Origin of the sequence: Pseudactinotalea sp. HY158, from assembly GCF_009660225.1 — a bacterium.
Classification (GTDB): domain Bacteria; phylum Actinomycetota; class Actinomycetes; order Actinomycetales; family Beutenbergiaceae; genus HY158.
The window spans coordinates 2,238,332-2,255,940 of sequence record NZ_CP045920.1 but is presented as its reverse complement, the minus strand read 5'-3'; the positions used below and the strand labels follow the sequence as shown (position 1 = coordinate 2,255,940).

Sequence of the window (17,609 nt, the reverse complement as noted above, 5' to 3'; positions counted from 1 at the left end):
CAGCAGCCGGCCGATGGTCGGCCCGAGGCGCGACGGCGGTCATGACCGCCGCGTTGGTGATACCCCTGGCGATGACGGGAGCGTCGGCCGCGCCGGGCGACGGGGTGAGCACCGCGGCGCTCCCCGAGCAGGAGCCCGGCGTCACCCTGCGCACATTCCAGCTCGGGCGTGACCCGGGCGCGGTCTGCCCGCTCACCCCGGGCACCACCCCGAACGTCGACAAGATCATGCCGACGATCGACTGGAGCGCCGACGCGGACTTCGGCCTCTCGAGCAACTTCATCACCCACGCCATCGCGAACCTCCACGTTGCCGAGGCCGGTTCGTACGAGTTCCGCATGACCAACGACGACGGTGCGATCTTCTACCTGGACGACCAGGTCCTGATCAACAACGACGGGCCGAGCGACTCGACCTCCGTCACCGCCACCGCCACCCTCGACGCCGGCGTCCACCCCGTGCGCATCGAGCACTACGAGGGCTTCGACAAGCAGCGCCTCACCCTCGAGTGGAAGCAGCCGGGCCAGAGCGCCTTCGAGGTCGTTCCCGCCTCCGTGCTCACCACCGAGGCCGGCGTCGTACGGGTCACGGCACCGGGTACGAAGAGCTGCGTGGGCGACACGGACACCTCCGGCGACGGCATGCCGCTGTCGACCGTCAACCCGAACTACGAGCTGGTCGATCTGCGGCCCGAGGGCTTCGAGCCCGCGGTCTCCGCTCTCGACTTCAACGCGGACGGCGATCTCGTGGTCGTCACCTCCGGCAACGTGAGCCCCGGCGGGTGGACCGATGACCCGTACTCGGGCGAGGTCTACATCCTCGAGGGCGCCCAGGGGGCGGACGGTCCCGAGGACGTCACGGCCGTCAAGGTCGCCGACGAACTGTTCAACCCGATGGGCGTCGCCGTCATCGGCGAGTCGATCTTCGTCTCCGAGCGGGACGGGCTCACCGAGCTCACCGACCCCGACGGCGACGGCGTCTACGACCAGCGCAACCAGTTCGCGACCTGGCCCTTCGGAGAGAACTTCCACGAATTCGCCTTCGGCCTCATCTACGACGAGGACTACTTCTACCTGAGCCTCTCGGTCGCGATCAACCAGGGTGGTCACTCCACCGTGCCGCAGCCGGCGAGTAACCGCGGCACCTCGATCAAGGTCGACCGCGACACCGGTGAGGTCACGTTCGTGGCCGGTGGCCTGCGCACCCCGAACGGGATCGCCTGGGGACCGAACGAGGACGTCTTCGTCATGGACAACCAGGGCGACTGGCTACCGAGCTCGAAGCTCGTGCACATCGAGCAGGACCGGTTCTTCAACCACTACATGACCCCGGCCGGCCCCTTCGACGACCAGCCCGTGACCGACCCGGCCGTGTGGATCCCGCAGAACGACATCGGCAACTCCCCGAGCGCGCCGTTCCTGCTCGAGCAGGGCCCCTTCGCCGGGCAGATGCTCTTCGGCGACGTCACCTACGGCGGCCTGCAGCGGATCTTCCTCGAACAGGTCGAGGGCGAGTACCAGGGCGCCGTGTTCCGGCACAGCGCCGGGCTCGAGGCCGGTGTCAACCGCACGATCGTCGGCCCCGACGGGTCGATCTACGTCGGCGGAATCGGCGAGGCCGGCAACTGGGGCGAGGCCGGCAAGCTCCGGTACGGCCTGCAGAAGCTCGTGCCCGTCGGCGACGACACCTTCGACATGCACGAGATGCGCCTGACGGACGACGGCTTCGCGATCACCTACACCCAACCGCTGTCCGAGGAGACGGCGGCCAGCATCGCCGACGCCTACACCCTGTCGCAGTGGCGCTACGTGCCCACCTCCTCCTACGGTGGACCCAAGATCGGCGAGGAGATCCTCGCCGTGACCGGCGCGGAGGTCTCCGCGGACCGGACCACGGTCAACCTGACGGTCGACGGGCTCAAGCCGGGCCGCGTCGTCCACCTGCGGTCCCCGCACCAGCCCCAGACCTTCTCCTCCGCCGACGGCCAGCGCCTGTGGAACACCGAGGCCTGGTACACGCTCAACACCCTCCCGGGCTACGTCGGACCGGCCGAGCGCGGCTACTACGAGGCCGAGGACGCCGTCCTCGGCGGCGGGGCGGACATCGACACCGAGCACAGCAACTACTCCGGTGCGGGCTTCGCCGACGCGATCAACACCGTGGGCGCGAGCGTGCGGTTCGACGTCACGGTCGACGAGGCCGGGACCCAGCCGGTGTACCTGCGCTACGCCAACGGGCCGAACCCGTTCGAGGGCACCAAGACCATGTCGCTGTACGTCAACGGCGAGCTCATCGGGCCCTGGGAGCTTCCCAGCACCGGCACCTGGAAGGACTGGGGCACGGTCACCCGCGACCTGGACCTGCGTGCCGGAGCCAACTCGATCATGCTCCGCTACGACGAGGGCGACGACGGCAACGTCAACCTCGACATGCTCTCGATCGGCGCACCCGACATCTGCACCCCGTTCCAGGCCGATCCCGGCTACACCGCGATCTACGACGGCACCCTCGCCAGCATGGACGACTGGAGCCTCGCGGGCGGCGGATCCTTCGGGCGCTACGAGGACTGCTCCCTGCGTTCCACCGGCGGCATGGGGCTGCTGTGGTACACCCAGCAGGACTTCGACAACTACAGCCTCAAGCTCGACTGGAAGCTCATCAAGGACGACAACGGCGGGGTCTTCATCGGCTTCCCCGACCCCGGCAACGACCCGTGGGTCGCCGTCAACCAGGGCTACGAGATCCAGATCGACGCGAGCGACGAGCCGGACCGCACGACCGGTGCGGTCTACACCTTCCAGGGCGCCGACGAGGTGGCCCGCGACGCGGCGCTCAACCCGGTCGGGCAGTGGAACTCGTACGACATCGTCGTCTGGGGAGACACCATCAAGATCTTCCTCAACGGCGAACTCGTGAACGACTTCATCAGCACCGACCCGGCCCGTGACCTGAGCCAGGGCTTCATCGGGCTTCAGAACCACGGCGGCGGCGAGACCATCTATTACCGCAACGTGCAGATCGACGAACTGGACGAGGCACCGGTCTACCCGGAGGCGACCCCGGCCGAGGTGACGTTCTCCGACGAGGACGGCACCGACGCCGACACCTACACCATTCCCGCGGTCGAGGGCGTGGCGTACCGGGTCGACGGCGCCGTGGTCGAGGCCGGCACCCACCCGGGCTCCGGCACGGTGACGGTCACCGCCCACGCAACCGGGCGGTACGTGCTGGCCGAGGGCTCCACCGCCGAGTGGAGCCACGAATTCTCCGCCGACGACGGCGGCCCGGTCGGCGTGCTGACGGAGACGGCGGTGACGACCCGGTGCGTGGCCGGCCGGCAGGTGCTCGTGGCGTCGGTGACGAACGTGGCCGGCGCGCCGCTCGATGTGAGTGTGGAGACGGCCTTCGGTACCAGGTCTGTTGTGGGTCTGGCCGATGGTGCGACGAAGTCGCTCGCGTTCACGACGCGGTCGGTCGCGATCGACGGCGGTGAGCTCACCGTCGATGCGACGGGCGGCGACGGGCTCGATGGGCAGGAGGTGCTCGCCTACGAGGCGGTGTCCTGTTCCTAGGTCCGAGTGCGCGACCGGTCGGCCTGCCCCTGCGGGTCCGCCCCCGCGGGGGCGGGCCGACCGGTGAATGAACGTTTCGACATCCGCGGGCGAAGCAGCCCGGCAGTACACATCTCGACGCGGCGAGCGCCGGTCGGGGAGATGGGAGAAGAAGATGGTCAAGCGCAGTGTGGTCAAGCGCAATGTGGTCGGACGTGCCGTGGTCGGTGCGGTCGGTGGTGTGATGCTCGTGGGCGTCGGGACGGCGGCGATGGCCGCGCATCCGGATGCCGAGGACACCAGTGCGGTCGAGATCGGTGTCGAGATCGAGTCGGCGGGTGCGTTGACGATGACGGTCGACGGCACCCAGTCGACGCTGGTCGAGGACGGCTCGACCGAGGAGTTCCGTCAGTTCACGGGCGCGTTGCCGGAGGTGACCGTGACCGATACCCGCAGTGACGCGCCCGAGGGCGTGTACTGGTATGTCAACGGTCAGGCGAGTGACTTCGTGGGCGACGCCGGGCAGGCCCCGATCGGTCCGGAGCATCTCGGGTGGACGCCGGCGATGGTGACCGAGAGCTCGAGCGGGGCCGTGATGGAGGGCCAGGAGGTCGGCACCGTGCTCGATGCCGACGGCGAGGGTCCCGGGCTGGCGGGTGAGGAGTTGTTCCTCCTGGCGCTCGACTCCCAGGAGGCGCACGCGGAGAACGGCAGCTGGACGGCGAACGCGGACCTGGTGCTGCGCACCGAAACCGACGTGGCCCCGGGCAGCTATTCCTCGGTGCTCACCCTCTCGCTGTTCGAGGATTCGTACTGACCCACCCCGGCGGTGCGTGATCGCCCGTGGCCGGGACCCGCGACCGGGTCCCGGCCACGGGCGTGCCGGTGGTCACCACCGGCACGCGACCCGCCCGACACCCGACCCGGCCCCGACACACGAAGACGGCGCCGCCCGAGGTGAGCGACGCCGTCCCTACGCGTGAGAACCTACGAGACGTGCCCGGTGAACTTCTCGCCCGGGCCCTTCCCGGGTTCGTCCTGGACCTCGGAGGCCTCCCGGAACGCGAGCTGGAGCGAGCGCAGGCCGTCCCGCAGCGGCCGGGCGTGCCGGTCGTCCAGCGCGGGCCCGCTCGCGGTGATGAGCCCGGCGAGGGCGTCGATGAGCTTGCGCCCCTCGTCGAGGTCGAGATAGTCGCCGCTCGCCTCGTCCTCGGCGAGGCCGACCTTGACGGCCGCGGCGCTCATGAGGTGGACGGCGGCGGCGCCGATGATCTGCGCCGCGGAGACGTCGGCGATGTCGCGGATCTGCGCGTCCGCCGAGAGATGGGTGTGGTCCGGGCCACCATCGGAGGGCGAGTGGTCGATGCCACGGTCAGCTGCGTTCATATCTGGTAGTGTTCCAGATCGACCGACTGTTGAAGAACACGGCCGCCGAGCCTCACCGCCCGGCACCGCGTCTCCTCGACAGAGTGCAAGTGGAGATTCTCCCACCTCGGCCCGACCGTTCAGCAACACCGAACCGACAGGGCCCAGGTAGTCAAGGTCGGATGCGCCGTGAAGAGCGGACCGCATCCCGTGGTGTGTCCGAGCGATCCACTGCGCCACCTTGAGGCCTCCGCATGCAACCGCGAGCGGGGGCCTTTTCTCGCTCGTGGCGGACGCCCACACACCACGGTGAAGGAGCAACACATCAGCGAGCCCCGCATCAACGAGCGGATCCGTGTGTCCGAAGTACGCCTCGTCGGACCCAACGGTGAACAGGTAGGCATTGTTCGCGTCGAAGACGCATTGCGGCTGGCGAACGAGGCCGACCTCGACCTGGTCGAGGTGGCCCCCGACGCCCGCCCGCCCGTCGCCAAACTCATGGACTTCGGTAAGTTCAAGTACGAAGCCGACCAGAAGGCGCGGGATGCTCGGCGAAACCAGACGAACACGGTTCTCAAGGAGATCCGTTTCCGGCTGAAGATCGACCCGCACGACTACGGCACCAAGAAGGGCCACGTCGAGCGGTTCCTCAAGGGCGGCGACAAGGTCAAGGTCATGATCATGTTCCGTGGCCGTGAGCAGTCCCGCCCCGAGATGGGGATGCGGCTCCTGCAGCGGCTCGCCGAGGACGTGGCCGAGCTCGGCCACGTGGAGAGCGCCCCGCGCCTCGATGGCCGCAACATGACCATGGTGATCGGCCCGAACAAGAAGAAGGCCGACGCCCAGCGCGAACAGCGCAAGCAGCGTGAACAGGCACAGAAGGCTGCCGAGCAGTCGTCGAGTCAGTGACAACCAAGGATGAATGATGCCGAAGAATAAGACGCACTCTGGTGCGAAGAAGCGTTTCCGGGTGACCGGGGCAGGCAAGCTCATGCGTGAGCGCGCCCGCCACGTGCACAAGTTCCAGGAGCGCTCCAGCGCCCAGGCGGGACGTCTGAAGAACGACGTCGTCGTCGCCCCGGCCGACGCCAAGAAGATCAACAAGATGCTCGGCCGCTGACGGCCCCCAACACCAAGGAGACGACGTGGCACGCGTCAAGCGGGCAGTCAATGCCCAGAAGAAGCGCCGGACAACCCTCGAACGGGCCAGCGGCTACCGCGGTCAGCGTTCGCGCCTGTACCGCAAGGCCAAGGAGCAGGTCACTCACTCGCTGAGCTACTCCTACCGCGACCGCCGGGCGAAGAAGGGTGACTTCCGTCGCCTGTGGATCCAGCGGATCAACGCGGCCGTCCGGGCCGAGGGGATGACCTACAACCGGTTCATCCAGGGCCTCAAGGCCGCCGGTGTCGAGGTGGACCGCCGCCTCCTCGCCGAGCTCGCCGTGAACGAGCCGACCGCGTTCTCCGCGCTGGTCGAGACCGCACGGAAGGCCCTGCCGGCGGACGTCAACGCCCCGGCCGCCTGATTCAGGCACACCGCAGCGCCCTCGGGAGTCTCCCGGGGGCGCTGCGCTGTGCTGAGGCGCCGTCTCGTGCTCAGGGACGGCGACGCTCACCTCGGGTGGGCGCCTCGCCCGTGCCTCGCGCGCCGGTGCGCGGACGGGTGGCCACCTCGGGGGTGGTCGAGCGCGCTCGCCGGGCGCGGTTCAGGCCTGCTCGGCGGCCCAGGCGGCGACCCGGGCCGCGGACTCGGCGTCGGAGAGGTCCTCGACGCGGGTCATGATCGACCAGCGCACCCCGAACGGGTCGCGGATCGAGGCGAACCGGTCCCCGGAGACGAACGTCGCGACCGGTTCGCGGACCGTCGCTCCGGCCGCCTCGGCCCGGGCCGCCACCGCGTCGACGTCGGCGCAGTACAGCCCGATCGAGTAGCAGGCGTCGTCCCCGGCCGGGGGAGGGACGAGGTGGTAGGCCGGGCTCGGCTCCCCCAACTGCAGCAGGCCCTGCCCGAAGTCGAGCACGGCGTGCACGACGACCCCGCCCATCTCGGTCACGTCGACCACCCGGGCGCCGAACACGCCCGAGTAGAACTCGATCGCCTTCGCCGCCCCCGGCACGGCCAGGAACGGGGTGAGGCTCGTGGCGCTGTGGGGGACGCCGTCAGTAGTGTGTGCACCGGTGACGCCCCGTGGCGCCGTCATTCTCTCGCTCATGCAGGAACGCTAATCCGCGGTGCACGGCGAGAACTTGTAGATTCGCGACAGGATTCGACCGGGGAGGTGTCCGTGACCGACGAGCTCGACCCCCGCGGCATCCTCTTCCCCTCCGGGCTGCCCGAGTTCCACCGCGTGCCCGCTCCCGCCGAACTCGCCGACCTCGCGCGCTGGTTCTGGATCCCCGAATGGAGGCTGGCGCCGGGGGAGACGTCCCGCCAGGAGGTCCTGCCCTTCCCCGCCTGCAACCTGACCGTGCAGGCCGGCAGCGGTGGGCCGGCCGGCGGTGGGGATGCCGGTGCCACGGTCGGACTGACCGGCCCGACCACCCGGATCTCCCAGCGCGAGCTGAGCGGGAGCGGCTGGGCCGTGGGCGCGCTCCTGCGACCGGGCGGCGTGAGCGCCCTTCGACTCTCGCCCGCCGAGCTGCGCGACCTCGAGGTGCCCTTCGACGCGCCGGGCCTGGCCGGGGCGGTGAGCGACGCGATGGTCGAGGCCGGCCCGCCCGATGTACCCGGGGTGCCCGATGCGCCCGGGGTGCCCGAGGTGGCCGGCCGGCGCGAGCGCGCCGCCGGCGCCTATGGCCGCTGGCTGGCCGAGCACGCGGCCCCGCCCGATCCCGCGGCCCTGACCGCGAACGAGCTCGAGGAGCTGATCCGCACCGACCGCGAGGTCGTGCACGTCGATCGACTCGCCCGCCTCCTCGGTCTCTCCACCCGGAGCGTGCAGCGCCTCTCGCTGCGATTCATCGGGCTGCCGCCGCTGGCCGTCATCCGGCGCTACCGCCTGCAGGAGGCCGCCCTGCGGCTGCGTGAGCACCGGGACGTCACGATCGCCGAGATCGCCGCCGAGCTCGGCTACTCCGATCAGGCGCACCTGGGCGCCGACTTTCGAACCGTGCTCGGATTCGCCCCCGGCGCCTACCGCCGCGGCAGTCGCTGACGGCAGGCGCCCGCCGTTGCCGGGCCTTGCCGGGTCACGGCCGCGGATTCAGGCGTCCGTGCCGTCCTCCGGTGACCGCGGCGAGGCGCTGCCGCGCCCGTTCGGCGGCCCCGCCGGCGGGGGAGGGTCGGTGATGACCCGACCCCCGAAACCCGGCGGGTCGAACGGGGGGCCGTGGGGCATGTCACGGCCGAGGCGTTCGACCGCCTCGCGCATGGCCTCCCGGTAGCGGGCCTGACGCTCCAGCGTGCGTGGGCGGGCGAGCACGCTCGCCACGATGAACGCGATCAGGACGACGAGCAGGTAGATGCGCGTCGCCCGTTGCATCGTGTCGTTGTTCCCGTCGACGGCGGCGATGATGAGCAGGATCCATGCGGGCGCCGCGAGCAGGTGGAGCCCGGCGTAGCAGCCGATCCGCGCGAGCACGCCCCAGCCGCGCCAGATGAAGACGAGCGCCGCGAGGTAGGCGAGGATCAGGATGAGGATCCACATGGTTCCCCCGGGTCGTGGGCGCAGACGTGTCCGCACCAGGTTAGCGCCGCCGGCTCGGTGCGGATGCGTCATGATGGTCATGTGCTGCCCTCGATGACCAACCCCAAGGCCGACCGCGTCCGCCGCATCCGCGCGCTCGCCACAGCCTCCGGCCGGCGCCGTCAGGGCGCCTTCCTCGTCGAGGGGCCGCAGGGGGTGCGCGAGGCCGTGCGGCACGCCCCGCGCCTGGTCCGCGACCTGTACCTGTCGGTCGAGGCCTCTCAGCGTCACGCCGAGATCCTCGACGACGCCACTCGCCACGACCTGTACGTGCACCTGTGCTCCCCGGACGTGATCGACGCGATGAGCGCCGATGCCCAGGGCCTCGTGGCCGTGCTCAGCAGCGACGCGCACTCGCTCGAGGCGATCCTCGAGGGCGCCGGCGACCGGTCGCCCCGGCTCGTGGCGGCCCTGGTCGAGGCCCGCGACCCGGGGAACGCCGGCACCGTGATCCGGGCCGCCGATGCCGCGGGAGCCGACGGCGTCGTGCTCACCGCCGGCAGCGTCGACGTCGAGAACCCCAAGGTGCTGCGAGCCTCCGCCGGGTCCGCGTTCCACCTGCCGGTCGCCACCGGCGCGCGCGCCGAGGAGTTGATCGAGACCGCCCGGGCCGCCGGCCTGCAGGTGCTCGCCGCGAGCGGCGCCGGCGACGTGAGCCTCGACGACCTCGCCGCCGTGGCCTCCGCGGAGGCGGCCGAGCGGGGCCACCACCACACCCCCCAGGTCGGCATCGACCTCACCCGCCCCACCCTGTGGCTCTTCGGCAACGAGGCCCACGGCCTGATCGGCCCCGTCCTCGACGCGGCCGACGCCGTCGTGCGCATCCCCATCTACGGGGAGGCCGAGAGCCTCAACCTCGCGATGGCGGCGACCCTGTGCCTCTACGCCTCCGCCCGCGCCCAGCGCGACTGACGCCCGCCTCGGCGGGGGAGCGGGCGCCGTCCATACGCATGACGCCCGCTCGCGCGAGCGTGACGGCCGCCACTGTCGATTACTTGACACGTCACGTGATCGGCCATACATTTTCATTCAGGTCTTGAGTGTCAGCACGAAGCCCCGGCTAGCTGACCGGCAACCCTCCAGTCGCGGTGGGGTGCCCCGGGTGACGACCAGGCCCGCCACCACCGGTGAACGGGCAAGCGCAACCCGCCAGAGATCCTGGCACCAGGAGAAGGAAAAGCACATGTCGCAGGTCCAGGTACACACGGTCGCATCGACGCGCTCCTCGTACTGCATGCACATGTGTCACATGACGGTCATGGCGATGGGCTGCCCGGCCCGCTGAGCCACCCGCCCGACGCCTCGGGCTCCCGCCCCTTCGGCGTCACCCCTCGGATGACGGCAGGCACACGTGCGGATCGAGTGAGACGATCCGCGTGCCCGGCCACCCGAGCGCTTTCTCCTACGACCTTCACGAAGGCGTTGTCATGGCCAACTTCTCTGCTCGTACCTCGATCGTCTCCCTCGACCTGACCGGCGCCGGCGCCCCCGTGGCGTGGCAGCGCGATCACGACCCGGAGACCGAACTGTTCGTCATGGGCCGGCTCGCGGGCCTGTCCGCCCTCGCCGACAAGGCCGGCGTCGACCTCATCACGCTCGACTCGAGCTTCCGGCTCGGCGGCCGGCGGCGGCGCGACGCGTGGCTCGACGGCGCACTCGCGGCCTCCCGTCTCGGCAACCACACCGCGGCCGCGGTCATCGCCGCGAGCGTGCCCCTCGGCGTCACCCCGAACGACCAGGTCGCCTCCGCGGTCGCGAGCCTGCACCGGTCGACGGCGGGCCGCGGCGGCTGGCAGGTCGAGTCGCCCGCCGCGCACACCGCCCTGCCGGGGGGCGTCGACGCCGTGGTGAACCAACTCCGGTCCCCCCGTCAGCCGGCGCACGGGAGCCGTCGCATCGGGCCCGGCCCCGGCCGTGGTCGTGCGCGTCGGATCCGACGTCGACGTCGAGATCGCCGCCGCCCGCGCCGACGTGGCCCGGCTGCGTGTCGACTCCGTGGAGGAGGCCCGCAACCTCCGGGCCGCCCTGCGTACGGCGGCCCGCGACTGGGGCCGTGACGCCGATGAGATCAAGGTGCTGGTCGACGTCCATACGCTCATCGCGCCGGACGCGGCCCGTGCCCAGGCCCGCGCGGACCTGCTGCGCGACCTCGGGCTCGCGCCCGCCGACGGGCTGCTGCGGACCGCGGGCCCGGCCCACGAGCTCGCCCGGCTGTGGCAGAACTGGGTGCGCGCCGGCGCGGCCGACGGCTTCACGGTGATCCCGGCGTCGGTGCCGACCGACGTCGTGGCGCTCGTGTCCGAGGTGCTGCCCGACCTGCGTGCCCGGGGCCTGCGCAGCCAGATCGCCCCGGTGCCCGCGGAGTTCGCGGCCGCCGAGCGCACCTCTCGTGAGCGCGCCGGCTCCCCGGTCGCCGCCTGAGCCTGGTCGCCGCGCCCCGCCGTCCGGGGAAACTCGCTGGTGCGAGGGACGGGGGAACGTCCCCGGATCGCGGGCCGGCGCGGGCCACTCGTCGTGCGGGGAAATTCGCTGGTGCGGGGGACGCAAAAGTTTCCCCGCCCCGCGGCGGCACCGCTGTTGACGGTGCGGCGGCGGGTTCCCTGGTCCCGCGGGGAAACTTGTTGGTGTGAGCGACGGGGGAATTTCCCCGGATCGCGGGCTGGCGCGGGCCACTCGTCGCGCGGGGAAATTTGCTGGTGCGAGGGACCCAAAAGTTTCCCCGCCCCGCGGCGGCACCGCTGATGATGGCCCGGCGGCGGGCTTCCTGGTCCTGCGGGGAAACTCGTCGGTGTGAGCGATGGGGAAAATTCCCCGGATGGCGGGCCGGTGCGGGCCACTCGTCGTGCGGGGTAGATCGCCGGCGTGCAGGACCAACGAGTTTCCCCGCACCGAGGCGCCGGGCACCGAGACACCGAGGCGCCGAGGCAGCACCGGAGTGGCCGGCGAGTCGCCACCGAGCAGGCAGCCCGGACGGCGGGTTCCCCGGGTCCGTAGACTGGGGCCATGACTGCCCAGGCCAGCGCTGACCACGAATCGAGCACGATGAGCACCGAGACCACCGAGAACACCGGCCCCGTCGACACGGCCGCCGCGATCACCCGGATCGCCGTCGCCGCGAAGGAGGCCTCCCGCCGCCTCGCCCGGCTCACCCGTGCCGAGAAGGACGACGCCCTCGAGGCGCTGGCCGCCGCGCTCGTGGCCGCCACGGCGCGGATCATCGAGGCGAACGACCGCGACGTCGAGCGCGAACGCGCCGCCGGGATGAGCGAGTCGATGCTCGACCGGCTCGCCCTCACCCCCGCCCGGATCGAGACGATCGCCGGGGCGCTGCGGGAGCTGGCGGCGCTGCCCGACCCCGTCGGGGAGGTCGTCTCGGGCCAGCGGCTGCCGAACGGGCTGCGCATCCGCCAGGTCCGGGTGCCGCTCGGCGTCGTCGGCATGATCTACGAGGCCCGCCCGAACGTGACCGTCGACGCCGCCGGCCTCGCCCTCAAGTCCGGCAACGCCGTGATCCTGCGGGGCGGCTCGGCGGCGCAGCAGTCGAACGTCGCGATCGTCGACGTGCTCGGCGACGCGCTGACCGAGCTCGGCCTGCCGCGCACCGCCGTGCAGTCGATCGACGCCTACGGCCGGGCCGGGGCGAGCGAGCTCATGCGGGCCCGCGGGCTCGTCGACGTGCTCATCCCGCGCGGGGGAGCCGGGCTCATCCAGACGGTCATCACCGACTCCCTCGTGCCGGTGATCGAGACCGGCACCGGGAACTGCCACGTGTACGTGGACGCGAGCGCCGACCTCGACCAGGCGGTGGCGATCGCGATGAACTCCAAGACCCACCGCCCGAGCGTGTGCAACGCCGCCGAGACCCTGCTCGTGCACGCCGACGTCGCCGCCGAGTTCCTGCCGCGGGTGCTCACCGACCTGAGCCGCGCCGGGGTCGGGATCCACGCCGATGCCCGCGCCGCCGAATACGCGAGTTCCCACGGCCCGGTCGACGTGGCCACCGAGGCGGACTGGGCGGGCGAGTACCTCTCCCTCGACCTCGCGGTCAAGGTGGTCGGAGGCATCGACGAGGCCCTCGAGCACATCCGCACGTACTCCTCCGGCCACACCGAGGCGATCTGCGCCACCGACGTGCGCGCGATCGGCCGGTTCACCACCGAGCTCGACTCGGCCGCGATCATGGTCAACGCCTCCACCCGGTTCACCGACGGCGGCGAGCTCGGGCTCGGCGCCGAGATCGGCATCTCGACCCAGAAGCTGCACGCCCGCGGCCCGATGGGGCTCGAGGCGCTGACGACGAGCACATGGATCGTCGAGGGCGAGGGCCACATCCGGGCCTGACGCCCGGCGCGCCCGTGTTCGGGGCCGCACCCGCCGGGTTCCCCCGTTTCCGGCGAAACGTGCGAGAATAGGCAGCGGACTTGGACACGGGTGAAAGGACCCTTCATGAGCAGTTCGCTCGTACCCCTCATGGCCGCCGAATCGTCGGAGGGCTTCGGTGCGCTCGGTTACGGGATCGCCGCGTTCGCAATCCTCATCTTCCTGCTGATGGTGACGGTGGCCTTCCGGTCGGTCTGGACCCGCCGTCGCTGACATGACCGGGACCATCGAGGCGTCGACGACGCCGGCAGTAGCGTGACCGGCCGGAGGCGCGGCCGGTGATTGCAGCGGCTCACGAACCGCAGCGGATCGGGATCATGGGCGGGACCTTCGATCCGATCCACCATGGCCACCTGGTGGCCGCGAGCGAGGTCGCCGACGAGTTCGATCTCGACGTCGTGGTGTTCGTGCCCACCGGCGCGCAGCCGTTCAAGCTCGACCGCCAGGTCACGCTCGCCGAGCACCGCTACCTCATGGCGGTCGTGGCCACGGCCTCGAACCCGCGCTTCACGGTCTCCCGCGTCGACATCGACCGGCCCGGCATCACGTACACGATCGACACCCTGCGGGAGTTGCGCGAGCGGTACCCGGCCGCGGAGCTGTTCTTCATCACCGGCGCCGACGCCCTCGATCAGATCCTCCAGTGGAAGGACTCCACGGAGTTGTGGTCGCTCGCCCATTTCGTGGGCGTCACCCGGCCCGGCCACACGGTGGAGACCGACCGGCTGCCGCAGGGCGAATACTCCCTCCTCGAGATCCCCGCGATGGCGATCTCCTCGACCGACTGCCGCGCCCGCGTGGCTGCCGGCAAACCGGTCTGGTATCTCGTGCCCGACGGCGTGGTGCAGCACATCGCCAAGCACGGCCTCTACCGCGACGCCTCGACCTTCACCCACGGAGTCGGCGAATGAGCGCGCATTCGGCCGGCAGCCCGGGCGAGGGCACCGGCGAGTTCGAGAACCTCGACACGGCCGCCCTCGGGGAGCGCCGCCGCCGCCGCGAGGCCGAGCGCGCCATCGAGCGGGCCCGCGAGCAGCCGCTCACCCGGCGGGAGATCCGCGCGCGGGACGAGGCGATCGCCTCGGGCGCGCTCCAGCTTGGGGACGTCGCAGCTCGCGCCGCGCGGACCGGTCACCTTCCCGGGGGCTCACCCGGGCACGAGTCGGCGGCCGGGCCGGCACGCCCCACGGGCGCAGGCTCGACCGACTCGGCCACGTCGACCGGTGAGACCGGTTCGACCGGCTCAGCCGGTTCGACCGGTTCGACCACTTCGACCGGCTCAGCCGGTTCGACCGGTGAGACCAGTTCGACCGGCTCAGCCGGTTCGACCGGTGAGACCGGTGAGACCGGTTCGACCACTTCGACCAGTTCGACCACTTCGACCGGTTCGACCGGTTCGGCCACTTCGACCGGTTCGACCGGTTCTGTCGGTTCGGTCAGCTCGGCGGGTTCTATCGGTGCGACCGGTTCTGTCGGCTCGACTGGTTCTGTCGGTTCGGCCGGTTCCGCGAGTTCCGCGAGTTCCGTCAGTTCGGTGGCCTCGGCGGGTTCGACTGGTTCAGTCGGCTCCGCTGGTTCGGAGGACGCGGCGCGGGAGGAACCGGCCGCGCGGTCTGGCCTCGCTCGTCCCGTTCAGTCCGCGCAGCCCGGTCGTTCGGCCGGGCGGGCCCTGACCCGGCGGGAGCTGCGTGAGCAGGCGGCCGCCGCGGCCGCGGCTGCAGGTGCCGCGACTGCCGACGCCGATGCGTCCCCGGCGGCCGCGAGTGGGGTCAGCTCCCCGTCCGCAGCGCACGCGGGCGCGGAGCGGCCGAGCTACTCGAGCGTGCAGGCCCTGCGCACCGGCCGTCGCGGCCGACCCCGCCGCCGGGCCTGGTGCCCGCGCAGCCATCCCGGCCGGACCCCGAGCCCGCGCCGACCCCGATCCCGAGCCAGCCCCCGACCCCGAGCCAGTCCTCGGCCCCCAGCCAGCCCCCGACCCCCAGCCAGTCCTCGGCCCCCAGCCAGTCCCCGGCCCCGGCCCCGAATCCGGCCGAGGAGGAGCAGGAGAGCACGCAGACCTTCACGCCGCAGTGGGCGTCGATGTCCGCGCCGACCCCGGACGAGAGCCGGCCGCCGCGCCGCGTCAGTTATCGGGACGTGCCGCCGCCGGACGCCGCCGCGCGGCTGGCCGAGGCGGCCCCGGAACGCACGCTGCGTCGTCCGGTGGTTCGACCCGCGACGGGCGTGATCGCAGTCGGCGAGGACCCGACGGGTGCGACCCGCGCCGTGCCGGGCACCCCGCGCAGATCCGTCTACACCGCCTCCGTGCCCGCCCTGAGCGGTGAGGAGGACGTTCCCGTCGCCGAGAGCGCCTCGCCCGTGCACTGGCACAGCACCGCGACGGGGGCGGTCGTGACCGACGACGTGACCCCGACCGGGGCCCCGGTGCCCGAGCCGGGCAGCGCGCACGAGCCCGCCGAGGAGCCGTCCGGGAGCAGCGCCGAGCCGCGCTCGATCGACGAGGTCGTGGCGGGGGAGGACGACACCGGCGAGCAGTTCCCGGTCCGGCCCGAGTGGGCGGCCGTCGGTTCGGTCGGATCGATCGGCTCGGCCGCCACGGCGACGCTCGCCGCCATCGGCCACGAGCCGGGCCTGAGCCCCACGACGGCGGAGGAGGCTACGGAGGGCGCGGAGGCGTCGTCCATAGGCGATGAGGACGAGGACGACGAGGGATCGCCGAGGTGGCTCGTCGTACTGCAATGGCTGGTCATCCTGGCGGTGGCCGTCGTGCTCGGAATGCTCGTGTGGTACGTGGCCACCGGCGGGCTCTCCGGTGAGAGCGGCGCCGCGGGGCCGATCGAGATGTGGAGAATGACATGACCGAGAAGGAGAACCGTGCCCGCAGATGAACGAGCCCGTGAGCTGGCGGTCCGTGCCGCCCAGGCAGCGGCGGCGAAGAAGGGCGAGGGCATCGTGGCCCTCGACGTGGCGGACAGGCTGGTGCTGACCGACGTGTTCGTGATCGTCGGCGCCGAGAGCGAACGGCAGGTGCGCGCGGTGGTCGACGCGGTCGACGAGGAGATGCACCTCGCCGGGGCGCGGGCCGTGCGCAAGGAGGGCACGAACGAGGCCCGCTGGGTGCTCATGGACTACGGCGACATCATCGTGCACGTGCAGCACACCGAGGACCGGGAGTTCTACGCCCTCGAGCGGCTGTGGAAGGACTGCCCCGTGGTGGAGCTGCCCGACCTGTCCGGGATCGCGGCGGCCGCCGATGATCCGGTGGGACAGCGCGAGGAGGCGTGAGCGCCGGCACGGTCATCCTGTGGCGGCACGGACAGACCGACTACAACGCCGAGGGGCGGCTCCAGGGGCAGATCGACATCCCGCTGAACGACGTGGGCCGGGCGCAGGCGGCTCTGGCGGCGGAGCAGCTGGCGCTGCTTGAGCCGGCGGCGATCGTCTCCTCGGATCTGTCGCGGGCCGTCGAGACCGGTCGGGCCCTGGGGGAGCTGACCGGGCTCGACGTGACCACGGACGAGCGGCTGCGCGAGCGCTCGTTCGGGATCTGGGAGGGGCGCACGCACACCGAGATGCGGGCCGAGTGGCCCGACGCGTTCGCGCAGTGGCGCCGGGGTGCCCACCCCGAGGGGATCGACGCCGAGTCGCGCGAGGAGCTCGGGGAGCGGCTCGTGGCGGCGGTCGGTGAGATCGCCGGCCGATATGAGAGGTCGGACACAGTCGTGCTCGTGGCCCACGGCGCCGCGATCGCCACCGGGATCACCGCGCTGCTCGGGCAGAACCCCGAGGGATGGCGCGGAATCGCGGGTCTGGGCAACTGTCACTGGTCCACGCTGCAGCCCTACGGCGGGCAGCCGGCGTGGCGGCTCACGGGCCACAACGTCGGGGTGCCGGTTCGGGATTTCACATCGGCGGGCAGGATCGTCTAGAGTAGAGCCTGCCCGCGAGGGCAACCCGCACGGGGCTATGGCGCAGTTGGTAGCGCGCTTCCATGGCATGGAAGAGGTCAGGGGTTCGAATCCCCTTAGCTCCACAGACTAGTCGAGACCCCGCCCGATGGGCGGGGTTTTTGCGTTGCGGCTCCCGGCCGGGGCTGTTATAGCGCGGATTGCGCCGGGCTGAGATCGAGGGGGAGTGGTGAGGAGAGCTCGTGCATGGTCAGCGCCTTTGATACGTCGGTGCTCAAGCCAGAGCTCGTGCGCGACCTGAGTCGGCTCGCCGACGAGCGGAGCACGCTTTCGACACCCATCTTGTTCGGCCACGCCGGGAGAAGCTCAACCCAAGCGGCACCTCCGTCAGTATCATCGTGGGTGTTGGCCTGCCTGGGCCATTGAGCGAGGGAGGAGCAACATGGCTGAGTTGTGGCTGTCCGCAGACGGCATCGCCGCATGCCTCGGGATCGCCAAAGACACCGTTTACACGTCGACCGCCGAGAAGGCCATGCCTACGCAAGGGGTCCGGCGCCTCTGGAAATTCCAGGCGAGCGAGATCGACGACAGGGTGCGTGCAGGCGTGGCGACCAGCAATCATCAGTCTCCCGCAGTCCATCCCAGTATTGGTGGCCCCTCCTACGTTCGTGACGACGAAGAGCGCGGGGTTCGACGATGACGCTGAGAGATGCCCAGCG

17 protein-coding genes, 1 tRNA gene, 1 pseudogene and 1 riboswitch are annotated in these 17,609 nt (G+C 71.4%); of the genes and pseudogenes, 16 read left to right on the top strand and 3 right to left on the bottom strand.

Going from position 1 to position 17,609, the window contains the following annotated elements:
- The first annotated feature begins 41 nt into the window (after positions 1-41).
- Both GCE65_RS09990 and GCE65_RS09985 read left to right on the top strand, forming a co-directional pair.
- On the top strand, positions 42-3,572 hold the full coding sequence (locus GCE65_RS09990; protein WP_153878289.1) for a family 16 glycoside hydrolase: 3,531 nt from the start codon (positions 42-44) through the stop codon (positions 3,570-3,572).
- 154 nt (positions 3,573-3,726) lie between these two features.
- On the top strand, positions 3,727-4,368 hold the full coding sequence (locus tag GCE65_RS09985) for a hypothetical protein (protein WP_228759889.1): 642 nt from the start codon (positions 3,727-3,729) through the stop codon (positions 4,366-4,368).
- A gap of 170 nt (positions 4,369-4,538) precedes the next feature.
- Here GCE65_RS09985 and GCE65_RS09980 read toward each other — a convergent pair whose 3' ends face one another.
- Positions 4,539-4,937 carry a DUF1844 domain-containing protein gene (locus tag GCE65_RS09980; protein ID WP_152818298.1) on the bottom strand — a complete coding sequence of 133 codons (399 nt, stop codon included), beginning with the start codon at positions 4,935-4,937 and terminating at the stop codon, positions 4,539-4,541.
- A 288-nt stretch (positions 4,938-5,225) separates the two neighbouring features.
- Here GCE65_RS09980 and infC point away from each other — a divergent pair, with 288 nt between their 5' ends.
- The 3 genes from infC to rplT are packed head-to-tail and all read left to right on the top strand — an operon-like array spanning position 5,226 to position 6,442.
- Complete coding sequence (gene infC, locus GCE65_RS09975; RefSeq protein ID WP_153879222.1) at positions 5,226-5,825, top strand: translation initiation factor IF-3; 600 nt, start codon at positions 5,226-5,228, stop codon at positions 5,823-5,825.
- A gap of 16 nt (positions 5,826-5,841) precedes the next feature.
- A complete protein-coding gene (rpmI, locus tag GCE65_RS09970; protein ID WP_152818296.1) occupies positions 5,842-6,036 on the top strand; it encodes a 50S ribosomal protein L35 in 195 nt (64 codons plus the stop codon).
- Between the two features lie 25 nt (positions 6,037-6,061).
- Positions 6,062-6,442, top strand: coding sequence for a 50S ribosomal protein L20 (gene rplT / locus GCE65_RS09965; RefSeq protein WP_153878288.1), 381 nt, complete (start codon positions 6,062-6,064; stop codon positions 6,440-6,442).
- A gap of 180 nt (positions 6,443-6,622) precedes the next feature.
- Here rplT and GCE65_RS09960 read toward each other — a convergent pair whose 3' ends face one another.
- Positions 6,623-7,129: a glyoxalase/bleomycin resistance/extradiol dioxygenase family protein gene (locus GCE65_RS09960; protein ID WP_153878287.1), complete on the bottom strand. Its 507-nt coding sequence runs from the start codon at positions 7,127-7,129 to the stop codon at positions 6,623-6,625.
- A gap of 72 nt (positions 7,130-7,201) precedes the next feature.
- Here GCE65_RS09960 and GCE65_RS09955 point away from each other — a divergent pair, with 72 nt between their 5' ends.
- Positions 7,202-8,071 carry a helix-turn-helix domain-containing protein gene (locus GCE65_RS09955; protein WP_153878286.1) on the top strand — a complete coding sequence of 290 codons (870 nt, stop codon included), beginning with the start codon at positions 7,202-7,204 and terminating at the stop codon, positions 8,069-8,071.
- A 48-nt stretch (positions 8,072-8,119) separates the two neighbouring features.
- Here the strand turns inward: GCE65_RS09955 and GCE65_RS09950 are convergent, their stop codons facing one another.
- Positions 8,120-8,563, bottom strand: a complete 444-nt coding sequence (locus tag GCE65_RS09950) for a hypothetical protein (RefSeq protein ID WP_153878285.1) — start codon at positions 8,561-8,563, stop codon at positions 8,120-8,122.
- Between the two features lie 93 nt (positions 8,564-8,656).
- Between GCE65_RS09950 and GCE65_RS09945 the strand changes: the two genes are divergently transcribed.
- From GCE65_RS09945 to GCE65_RS09900, 10 genes and pseudogenes are all read left to right on the top strand, one after another.
- The gene (locus tag GCE65_RS09945; RefSeq protein ID WP_153878284.1) at positions 8,657-9,514 is read left to right on the top strand and encodes an RNA methyltransferase; all 858 of its coding nucleotides are present in this window, start codon (positions 8,657-8,659) and stop codon (positions 9,512-9,514) included.
- Positions 9,515-9,634: 120 nt separating this feature from the next.
- A riboswitch (SAM riboswitch) is annotated at positions 9,635-9,750 on the top strand.
- Between the two features lie 763 nt (positions 9,751-10,513).
- A pseudogene (locus GCE65_RS09940) lies at positions 10,514-11,023 on the top strand (hypothetical protein); the annotation flags it as partial.
- 582 nt (positions 11,024-11,605) lie between these two features.
- The gene (locus GCE65_RS09935; RefSeq protein ID WP_370460099.1) at positions 11,606-12,943 is read left to right on the top strand and encodes a glutamate-5-semialdehyde dehydrogenase; all 1,338 of its coding nucleotides are present in this window, start codon (positions 11,606-11,608) and stop codon (positions 12,941-12,943) included.
- Between the two features lie 105 nt (positions 12,944-13,048).
- The gene (locus GCE65_RS09930; protein WP_153878282.1) at positions 13,049-13,195 is read left to right on the top strand and encodes a hypothetical protein; all 147 of its coding nucleotides are present in this window, start codon (positions 13,049-13,051) and stop codon (positions 13,193-13,195) included.
- A gap of 65 nt (positions 13,196-13,260) precedes the next feature.
- On the top strand, positions 13,261-13,893 hold the full coding sequence (gene nadD, locus GCE65_RS09925; protein WP_228759888.1) for a nicotinate-nucleotide adenylyltransferase: 633 nt from the start codon (positions 13,261-13,263) through the stop codon (positions 13,891-13,893).
- Between the two features lie 961 nt (positions 13,894-14,854).
- On the top strand, positions 14,855-15,841 hold the full coding sequence (locus GCE65_RS09920) for a hypothetical protein (protein WP_153878281.1): 987 nt from the start codon (positions 14,855-14,857) through the stop codon (positions 15,839-15,841).
- Between the two features lie 15 nt (positions 15,842-15,856).
- Positions 15,857-16,267: a ribosome silencing factor gene (rsfS, locus tag GCE65_RS09915; protein WP_153878280.1), complete on the top strand. Its 411-nt coding sequence runs from the start codon at positions 15,857-15,859 to the stop codon at positions 16,265-16,267.
- Complete coding sequence (locus tag GCE65_RS09910) at positions 16,264-16,911, top strand: histidine phosphatase family protein (protein WP_153878279.1); 648 nt, start codon at positions 16,264-16,266, stop codon at positions 16,909-16,911. Before rsfS ends, GCE65_RS09910 begins: the two co-directional genes overlap by 4 nt.
- Before the next feature lie 31 nt (positions 16,912-16,942).
- A tRNA-Ala gene (locus GCE65_RS09905) sits at positions 16,943-17,015 on the top strand.
- A gap of 317 nt (positions 17,016-17,332) precedes the next feature.
- Positions 17,333-17,590 (top strand): helix-turn-helix domain-containing protein, encoded by a 258-nt coding sequence (locus GCE65_RS09900; protein WP_228759887.1) that lies wholly within the window; start codon positions 17,333-17,335, stop codon positions 17,588-17,590.
- Positions 17,591-17,609: the final 19 nt, after the last annotated feature.